Here is an 8,930-nt window from a genome sequence, read left to right on the forward strand (position 1 = left end):
GAAGTAGTAATATAGCGGTTTTCATTTGAATCAAATACATTTTCTAATTCCCAAATGTAGAGACGTAAAATTTTACGTCTCTACGAGGTGTACTACACTCAACCGAAAACCGCTATAGTATTTTCTAATATTAGCCTGCCAGTAGTTTGGGTAATTTACTTCTGACAATTTTTAATTATTATAAACTTTGGTTTAGCTAATCATAGTTTATGATTCAAAATCATTCAGTTAATGTGCATTAATTATCAATGCAAGTAATTACTTTCTATTTATACCAGCAAAAAAATATTGGATTGCAACCAAAATCTAAGTTTTATTCCCAAATATAACTTTTACTCAGATACCCATAAATTTTTTTATTTACAAAATCAATCAAGGAGATATCATGCCACAAGAACGTGAAGTAAATATTACTCCTCAAGGAGATGCAATTGGTGTTGTGATTGGTGATTCCAACAATTTAAAAGGTATTCTCACAAAAACTAGTGGAGACCTGGCAAATACAAATAACGATACACCTCCAGTTGTTGAGCCTAGATAAGTTATAGGTTCTAATATAAGTCATTTTGCTAGCTGTATATTTTTAAGTTTCTGAATACTTAAACATTATTAATTTTCGCAAAAGAACCAGATAAATTGTTCGTTGAAAAGAGATAAGAAGTATGCAACTTCAAAAGCCTTATTTTTATCTGTAAATCTATTATTATTTAAGGAGATATAATGTCTCAAGAACGTGAAGTTAATATTAACCCTCAAGGAGATGCTATCGGCGTTGTTGTAGGTAGCTATAATAATTTAGAGGGTGTTTTGACAAAAACTAGCGGAGATATCGCTAATATTAGTAACGATCCACCCCAAGCGGTAAATTTTGCTGCTAAACCTATGAGAAAACCCTTATCATCAGAATTAGAAAAACCAATAGAAAAAGATTCTGAAATTCCAACAGGGGAAGAAACAAATACTTTCAACGAAGGTAATTCTTTAAAAATGATTAATCCAGGTGGTAGTTCAGAGATGGTTCCCAGTAACAGTGATGAGTTGCTATCAGATGAACCATAGATAAATCCAGATATCATATACCCTTTACCCTAAAGGCTAGGGAGGGTTTGGAAGGATATAAAATAAATCTCGTAGCGCCCAAAATTTATAGATTAGGGGCGCTTATGATATTTTTTCTTTGGTATTTGCTACAAGGCGACAAAAATAGATTATTCCTTAAATTTGGGTAAATCCTATACTTATTCAAACTAGACAAACATCTCAAATTGTTAAGATTATAGAACCAGAAACCTATAAAACCTAATCTCAAAAAGTGAGTTAAAAGATTATGCCATCGGGAATTGCTGTTGAAAAAAAGAAGTTGAAAAATCCTCCCTTACAACTTCATTATTTGGGTGATCGCGTATTACGTCAAAATGCAAAGCGAATTGCTAAGGTAGATGATGAAACCCGTCAATTGATACGGGAAATGCTGCAAACGATGTATAGTAATGATGGTATTGGTTTAGCAGCACCCCAAGTGGGAGTTCATAAGCAGTTAATTGTAGTTGATGTTGAACCAGACAATCCAGCTAACCCCCCATTAATTTTGATTAATCCTACGATCAAAAAATTTAGTAAAGAAATTTGTCAAGCACAAGAAGGTTGCTTGAGCATACCAGGGGTTTATATGGATGTAACCCGTCCCCAGGTAGTAGAAGTCAGCTATAAAGACGAAAATGGGCGTCCTCGGACAATTAAAGCAGGAGATCTACTTGGACGCTGTATTCAACATGAGATGGATCACCTTAACGGTGTGGTGTTTGTAGATCGTGTGGATAATTCTTTGGCTCTAGCACAAGAATTATCTAAGCACGGTTTTTCTCAACAAGCTGTAAAACCAATAGTATAGGGCGATCGACAAGTGGGTATATTAACTCCAAAAAGTGGACTACTTTTATTAGGCTCTTGCATCACCGCAATTGCAGGTGTCGGTTCAATTTTTGAACTTTCTTCTGGGAAACCAGATTATGGAGTTCAAGTTACCTCAATTATTTTAGGTTTGAGCATTCCTTTAACAGCATTATTTTTTATTGCTGCAGTTAAGGATGCAAGGGCTAATATTAAGTAAGCATCAGGTATGAATAAAGGAAAAGGGAAAGGATAAGGGAAGAATTACCCTTCGACCTTTTACCTTTACCTTTTACCTAGATCGTCATGAATCTGATTTAGAAGAATATTTCTCCAAAAGCATTTAAAGTTACTGACTTATAATATTTTTTCGTTTAATGCAGATATATTCAGGACTTACACAATTGTCACAATACACCGGTGGTGCGTGACACTCAAAACCTTATTAATATGTTCAGGTTAACTCGCTTGTGTCACGCACCCTACAAGAAAAATGTGCCGGTTGCGTAAGTCCTAATATTGTTTTATGCATCTCCATTGATCATTTTTTTATAAAAATAGTGTTAAAAGCCCCAGACATCGATTTTATTTCAGACCAAGACTAAAACAATACCTCAAAGCGATCGCGGTTGAAAAGATTGCATCACCATACTATCTGGATGAATAACGATCGCAGTTGATTCTGGTACTTCTTCCCAATCATCGGTTAGATCGGTTAACGGTTCGGAGACCACCAGACGAGCATTTTCAGAAAATATATTGCATTCTGGATTCAATTCCTCACAAGCACGCCAGTTTTTACTGTAGTAAAGTGTGCGTGACCGCCCTATAGTTGAGTAGCGAACTGCAATTAAACGCGTCCCCTCACTAATACCAAGTGTCATTTGAATTGATGAACTTTTCCAATTATCTTGGCTGATTCGTTCAATAAATCCGACCATCATTTCCAAAGCTTCGATTGGATTTTCAACTAACCCAAAAGTCAATGCGAGATAAAACATGATTTCGGAATCAGTACTTCCTTCAATAGCTGGGTAGAGTTTGGGGTCAATTCCAAAAACCAGATCTCGTTTAATATCTTGGAAATTTTCAATTACACCATTGTGAACGAATAGCCATTTACCATATCGGAACGGATGACAATTCGTTTGTTGGACTGCTGTTGACGTTGCAGCTCTTACATGAGCAAGAAATAAGGGAGATGCGATCTGTGCGGCTAAATCCTTTAAGTTAGTGTCATTCCAAGCAGGTCTGATATTTCGATAAACACCAGGAGTAGCTCTACTACCATACCACCCAACTCCAAACCCATCACCATTAGTTACAGTTTCAGAGGTACGGGCTGCTAAACTTTGTTCTATGAGAGAGTACTTTGGCTTGTAAATTAATTCTTCCAAATAAATTGGGTTGCCCAAATAAGCAAGCCATCGACACATTGAAGTGTTTTTTCACCTCAGTTTACGAATATTCTATATCACTATATTGCATATAGCTCTTGAAACATTTTCCTTGTCGGAATTCTCGAGCAAAGAATTTTTATTTCCTCAAAGCACATTGATGATTAGCCAATTATCTATACTCACTTTAGGTGAAAAAGTTAAAAATGCAACTCATGCTTAAGTGACATAAACTACCTTAGCTGTTAAAATCTGGCAACAATTCAAAATCATCAGGGTAAGAAATGAGACACCAAAAACTTTCTCCTGGATTGTTGCTTGCATTTGAAGATGTTCAGCGCGAAGGTGATGAAGCCTCAATCGCCCATAAGCGATCGCTAGGGATTGTTTTACCCAAAACATCTACTAAACCTACACGGATAGTTGTGTTTGTTTACTGCGATGAAGATACTGACTTGAGTCATTTATCAGAATTTGGAATTGAGTTCAATCAATCCCGAGGCTCTGTTCGTACAGCTTATTTACCAATTACTGCATTAGAGCAGTTATCAGAAGAACCTGCTATCCATCGTGTCAAACCATCTCGTAAGCTGGAAATGCGAATGGATACGGCATCAGAAAAAGTTTACTTACCGCAGTTTAAACAAAAACATCCTGAGTTAACTGGTAAGGGAGTTATTATCGGCATAGTAGATAGCGGTATAGACCCCCAACATCCTGCCTTTAAGGGACGAATCTTACAGATTTGGGATCAAACTCTACCGGGTCCAGGTGTCGCTGAAGGTGCTTATGGAGCAGAGTTAAAAGGTGACTTGCTCAAGATATCCCAAGATACTAACGGACATGGAACCCATGTAGCAGGTATTGCTGCTAGCGATCGTGGGGAATTTTGTGGTGTAGCTCCAGAAGCACAACTAGTAATCGTCAAAACCGATATGCAAGATGCTCATATTGCTGATGCGGTACGCCACATTTTCCGCGTTGCAGATCATATGGGATGTCCTGCGGTAGTAAATCTCAGTTTGGGGGGACATGCAGATGCTCACGACGGTAGCGATTCATTATCCCAAATTATTGATGCTCAAACAGGTCCAGGGCGAATAGTTTGTTGTGCTGCAGGTAATGAAGGTAATGATAATATTCACGCCCAAGCGGTGGTAAAAAGTAAAAATAACCATACAATGCGCTTTCAAGTACCTCCTCATCAAGCTGGTATTGTTTGGCTTAATGGTTGGTATGATGGCGATTCTGAATTAGAAATTGCTTTGCGTTCCCCTAATGGTTTTGTTACCCCCTTCCAAGCAGTTAACTCTCAAGGAAATCCAGCCAAGCAATATAAACTATTTGATTCTCGGATAGAAATGGTCACTCCAGGTCCCGATCCTGCAAATGGCGACCATAATTTCTTCGTACAAATTCGTGGTCAAGGGTGGGGACGTTTTTCTGGACCAGTAACGGGTGGTGTTTGGCAATTACGAGTTCGTAATACGGCTTGTAAAGATGTTCGTTTGGATGTGTGGACTTTGGATGATACTGGAGGTTCTGTATTTTTTACTGGGAAAAGTGTTAGTGATGCAGTTAAGATTGGTTCCCCAGCAGCTGCAAAGAGTTCTGTTACCGTTGCTTCCTACACCAGCAAAGTTAAATATATTGATATTGATGGTGAAGAAAGAGAAATGGGCTTGGAGTTGGATACCATTTCTGAATTTAGTAGTGAAGGTCCCCTGCGAAATAACGAACAAAAACCTGATGTTGCAGCACCTGGAGCAATGATTATTTCTGCTTTATCTTCCCAAGCAAACTTCAATCGCTCAATGATTCATAATTCTGAGTTTTTGGCTCTCGCAGGAACTAGCATGGCTGCTCCTTTTATTTCTGGTTTAATTGCACTCCTATTACAAAGAAATCCTAACCTCGATCCTGCATCAATCAAAGAAATACTGAAAAAGCACTCTTCCATTCCCGAACAAGCCCCAGGAAGCTTTGATCGCAAATGGGGTTTTGGACTAATCAATACTGAAAATCTTTGATTGGGGATTGGGGACTGGGTGGGGTGAAGACTGGGAACCAGTGGCTTAAAAGCGGCGACTGGAAAATTAGGAAGATCGAATTTCTTTCCAATCCCTAATACCTAATCCCCAGTCCCCATGAACTACCAAAAAATAGATGCAGCTTTGGCTATGGCTATCAACCAAGTCGAAAACCCCTATCAACGTTTGTTCATCATTTTTATTCATACTCAGCCGATTTTAGAATCTGCAGCCGAAAATTTTTTAATTGATTTGGGTATCCGTAAAAAAACTGAAGCCGAAACAGTATTTACTGCTACTGTATCTGCCCATACAATTTCTGAATTATCCGACCAGAATTGGGTTAAACACTTGAAACTTTCGCAAAGACTGCGTTTTGTGAATCAGGGTTAATTGCGTAAATCTTGGTTCGATTTATGGTTATCAACAAAAATTGATACATTCTTGATTAGTTATAAATTCAAATATTCTACCTAATAAAGCCTTTAAGCATAAAAACTTAACTTGGATTATTTTAGATCCCCCTTACCAGTTGCTTAACTCACAACATAAACTGTAGGTGGGATTTGAAAGGCAGTCGGGAGATATGTTGTGAAAAAAGTTTTATCAATCATTTTAGGTGGTGGCGCTGGTACTCGTCTTTATCCACTAACAAAGCTCCGGGCTAAGCCAGCAGTTTCTCTCGCAGGAAAATATCGTTTAATTGATATCCCTGTTAGTAACTGCATTAATTCGGAGATATTCAAAATCTATGTTTTGACGCAATTTAATTCAGCTTCTTTAAATCGTCATTTGTCATCTACTTATAATTTTTCGGGTTTCACTGAAGGATTTGTCGAAGTTCTCGCAGCTCAGCAAACTCCAGAAAATCCTAGTTGGTTCCAAGGAACAGCTGATGCGGTTCGCAAATATTTGTGGTTATTCGAAGAGTGGGATGTAGATCAATTCTTAATTCTTTCCGGCGATCATCTTTACCGCATGGATTATGCCAAATTTGTACAGCGTCATCGGGAAACTGGAGCAGATATCACTCTCTCAGTCATTCCTGTAGATGCAAAACGTGCATCTGATTTTGGCTTAATGAAAATTGATGATACCGGTAGAATTGTTGATTTCAGTGAAAAACCCAAGGGTGAAGCACTAGAGAAAATGTGGGTTGATACTTCTATTTTGGGCTTATCTCCAGAAGAAGCAAAAGAACAACCTTATATTGCTTCCATGGGAATATATGTATTTAACAAAGACGTTTTGATAAGGCTACTCAAAGAATCTGCCGAAAAAACTGATTTTGGTAAAGAAATTATTCCTGATGCTTCTAAGGATCACAAGGTTCAAGCTTACCTGTTTGACGATTACTGGGAAGACATCGGTACGATCGAAGCATTTTATCATGCCAATTTGGCTTTGACCCAACAGCCTAAACCCCAATTTAGTTTTTATGACGAAAATGCACCGATTTACACTCGTCCCCGTTACTTACCCCCCTCAAAATTATTAGATTGCAAAATTACCCAATCAATTATTGGTGATGGCTGCATTCTGAAAAACTGCCGAATAGAACATTCGGTTTTAGGTGTAAGAACTAGAGTGGAATCAGACTGCCTAATCGAAAATACAATGATTATGGGCGCTGATTACTACGAAGAATTTGCGGAACGACAGTCTAATTGCGATAAGAACAAGGTACCTGTAGGAATTGGTGCTCGAACAGTCATTCGGGGTGCGATCGTTGATAAAAATGCTCGCATTGGTTGTGACGTTAAAATCATAAATAAAGACAACGTACAAGAAGCCGAACGGGAATCATTAGGTTTTCACATTCGCAATGGTATCGTTGTAACTCTCAAAAATGCAGTAATTCCTGATGGAACTATTATTTAGCGTTTGAGTTTAACGATTGGTATTTGGGGTATATGCTCCGCATGATATCGAAAATTAGGGATTAGGGATCGGGGAAGAGAAGCTTTCTGTTACTCAATCCCTAATCCCCAATCCCATATTGTTTTTCAGCCATGGGTACGGAAATTTCCTGCTTTCTATAAGTAAGAACCGCACGCTTATTTTATTTTATTTTTGTTAATTTAAAGTCAGACTTTATTTGTCCCAAATCGTGAATTTCCCAATTCTCCGGACTAAATATAAAGAAAATATAAGTATAACTTCTACAGGAGGCTGGTAGATGGATTCAACCAACTTCAAAGACTACTACGCTATTTTGGGGGTGAGCAAGAGTGCGGATCAAGATCAGATAAAAAAAGCATTCCGTAAGCTAGCAAGAAAATATCACCCAGATGTTAATCAGGGTAATAAAGACGCAGAAGCTAAATTTAAACAAGTAAATGAAGCTTACGAAGTTTTGTCAGATCCTGAAAAACGGCAAAAATACGACCAATTTGGTCAATACTGGAAGCAAGCAGGTCAAGGATTTGGTTCTGGTGGAGTTGGTTTTGATGCGGGTGGCTTTGATTTTAGTCAGTACGGTAGTTTTGATGATTTTATCAATGAATTATTAGGTCGATTTGGTGGTGGACCTAGAAGTAGCAGTCAAAGTTATTCTTACCGTAATGCTGGAACTTCAGGTTTTGGCGGTGGATTTAACGATTTTGGTTTCCAAAATGCGGCTTCCAGTGCGAATCGAGATAGTGAAGCCATTGTTAATTTAACCTATTATGAAGCTTTTCATGGCGTTCAAAAGCGTTTCAGTTTGGGAAATGAAACCATCGATGTTCGGATCCCAGCTGGAAGTAAACCTGGTTCCCGTTTGCGTCTGAGGGGAAAAGGACCACTCAATCCCATAGCGAAACAACAGGGGGATTTATATCTTAAAGTTGAATTACAACCCCATTCTTTTTTCCGCTTTGATGGTGATAATTTAGTTTGTGAAGTACAAATTACTCCAGATGAAGCGGTTCTTGGTGCTGCAATTGATGTTCCCACACCGGATGGAATGGTTAATGTTAAGTTACCATCAGGGGTACGCAGCGGTCAGTCTTTACGCTTACGTGGAAAAGGTTGGCGTCAACCTCAAGGAGAACGTGGTGATCAGTTAGTGAAAATTTCGATCGCCACACCTAGGGATATTTCAGCCACTGAGCGTGAGTATTATGAAAAAATCCAATCCATTCGAACTTTCAATCCTCGCAGTCATTTGCAAAATATTCGGCTTTAAATTGAATATTTATTAATATTTAAATTTACTAATATTTAAATTTAAATAGGGCTTGCTGAAAAAGCGATCGAAAAGCAAGATGAAGATTGGTTAGTTATTCAATCAAGAACAGAAAATAATGATAATAAATTGAGCATCACCTTTTTTATTTATTCAGCAAGCCCTAATTATAGCGGTTTAGCTGTAAGACCTGTAACCGCTAACTACCAAGATATGCACCTAAATTTCTGGCGTTGCATCGTTGCGGGATGATTTATAATTGAGGGAAAATTCCTATGGTAGCGATAAGCGATAGCTCGCATAGCATCGTTAATACAAAAAATGGAAATTAATTGTCCAAAATGCGGAGATAATAACATTAGAAAAAATGGGCACAGAAGAGGAAAACAAAATTATCAATGCAAGAATTGTGGTCGTCAATTCATTGAGTCTTATGAGGAAATA

Annotated in this window: 9 protein-coding genes and 1 pseudogene; 9 read left to right on the plus strand and 1 reads right to left on the minus strand. The window is 38.0% G+C overall.

All coding sequences use genetic code 11. The features are described 5' to 3' along the window. Nucleotides 1-385: 385 nt before the first annotated feature. From QNJ50_RS27665 to QNJ50_RS27680, 4 genes are all read left to right on the plus strand, one after another. Nucleotides 386-541, plus strand: coding sequence for a hypothetical protein (locus QNJ50_RS27665; protein ID WP_300642146.1), 156 nt, complete (start codon nucleotides 386-388; stop codon nucleotides 539-541). 179 nt (nucleotides 542-720) lie between these two features. After that, the gene (locus QNJ50_RS27670) at nucleotides 721-1,059 is read left to right on the plus strand and encodes a hypothetical protein (RefSeq protein ID WP_300642149.1); all 339 of its coding nucleotides are present in this window, start codon (nucleotides 721-723) and stop codon (nucleotides 1,057-1,059) included. Nucleotides 1,060-1,327: 268 nt separating this feature from the next. Then, nucleotides 1,328-1,891, plus strand: a complete 564-nt coding sequence (gene def, locus QNJ50_RS27675; RefSeq protein ID WP_300642152.1) for a peptide deformylase — start codon at nucleotides 1,328-1,330, stop codon at nucleotides 1,889-1,891. A gap of 12 nt (nucleotides 1,892-1,903) precedes the next feature. Next, nucleotides 1,904-2,110 carry a hypothetical protein gene (locus QNJ50_RS27680; RefSeq protein WP_300642155.1) on the plus strand — a complete coding sequence of 69 codons (207 nt, stop codon included), beginning with the start codon at nucleotides 1,904-1,906 and terminating at the stop codon, nucleotides 2,108-2,110. Between the two features lie 394 nt (nucleotides 2,111-2,504). On the opposite strand, the gene QNJ50_RS27685 is transcribed toward QNJ50_RS27680, so the two are convergent. Continuing rightward, nucleotides 2,505-3,326: a class II glutamine amidotransferase gene (locus QNJ50_RS27685; protein ID WP_300642158.1), complete on the minus strand. Its 822-nt coding sequence runs from the start codon at nucleotides 3,324-3,326 to the stop codon at nucleotides 2,505-2,507. Nucleotides 3,327-3,571: 245 nt separating this feature from the next. On the opposite strand from QNJ50_RS27685, the gene QNJ50_RS27690 reads away from it, so the two are divergent. From QNJ50_RS27690 to QNJ50_RS27710, 5 genes and pseudogenes are all read left to right on the plus strand, one after another. Next, the gene (locus tag QNJ50_RS27690; protein ID WP_300642161.1) at nucleotides 3,572-5,317 is read left to right on the plus strand and encodes a S8 family peptidase; all 1,746 of its coding nucleotides are present in this window, start codon (nucleotides 3,572-3,574) and stop codon (nucleotides 5,315-5,317) included. Between the two features lie 117 nt (nucleotides 5,318-5,434). Next, nucleotides 5,435-5,710: a hypothetical protein gene (locus tag QNJ50_RS27695; protein WP_300642164.1), complete on the plus strand. Its 276-nt coding sequence runs from the start codon at nucleotides 5,435-5,437 to the stop codon at nucleotides 5,708-5,710. 198 nt (nucleotides 5,711-5,908) lie between these two features. Next, on the plus strand, nucleotides 5,909-7,198 hold the full coding sequence (locus QNJ50_RS27700) for a glucose-1-phosphate adenylyltransferase (RefSeq protein ID WP_300642167.1): 1,290 nt from the start codon (nucleotides 5,909-5,911) through the stop codon (nucleotides 7,196-7,198). A gap of 298 nt (nucleotides 7,199-7,496) precedes the next feature. Next, complete coding sequence (locus QNJ50_RS27705) at nucleotides 7,497-8,486, plus strand: DnaJ C-terminal domain-containing protein (RefSeq protein WP_300642170.1); 990 nt, start codon at nucleotides 7,497-7,499, stop codon at nucleotides 8,484-8,486. Nucleotides 8,487-8,813: 327 nt separating this feature from the next. Continuing rightward, a pseudogene (locus tag QNJ50_RS27710) lies at nucleotides 8,814-8,930 on the plus strand (IS1 family transposase); the annotation flags it as partial.

Source organism: Mastigocoleus sp. MO_188.B34, from assembly GCF_030065675.1.
Classification (GTDB): Bacteria; Cyanobacteriota; Cyanobacteriia; order Cyanobacteriales; family Nostocaceae; genus Mastigocoleus.

Excerpts from the sequence above, each read along its gene's own strand:
- QNJ50_RS27665 (WP_300642146.1), top strand. The coding sequence starts at position 386 with ATGCCACAAGAACGTGAAGTAAATATTACTCCTCAAGGAGATGCAATT.
- QNJ50_RS27670 (WP_300642149.1), top strand. The coding sequence starts at position 721 with ATGTCTCAAGAACGTGAAGTTAATATTAACCCTCAAGGAGATGCTATC.
- def (WP_300642152.1), top strand. The coding sequence starts at position 1,328 with ATGCCATCGGGAATTGCTGTTGAAAAAAAGAAGTTGAAAAATCCTCCC.
- QNJ50_RS27685 (WP_300642158.1), bottom strand. The coding sequence starts at position 3,326 with ATGTGTCGATGGCTTGCTTATTTGGGCAACCCAATTTATTTGGAAGAA.
- QNJ50_RS27690 (WP_300642161.1), top strand. The coding sequence starts at position 3,572 with ATGAGACACCAAAAACTTTCTCCTGGATTGTTGCTTGCATTTGAAGAT.
- QNJ50_RS27695 (WP_300642164.1), top strand. The coding sequence starts at position 5,435 with ATGAACTACCAAAAAATAGATGCAGCTTTGGCTATGGCTATCAACCAA.
- QNJ50_RS27705 (WP_300642170.1), top strand. The coding sequence starts at position 7,497 with ATGGATTCAACCAACTTCAAAGACTACTACGCTATTTTGGGGGTGAGC.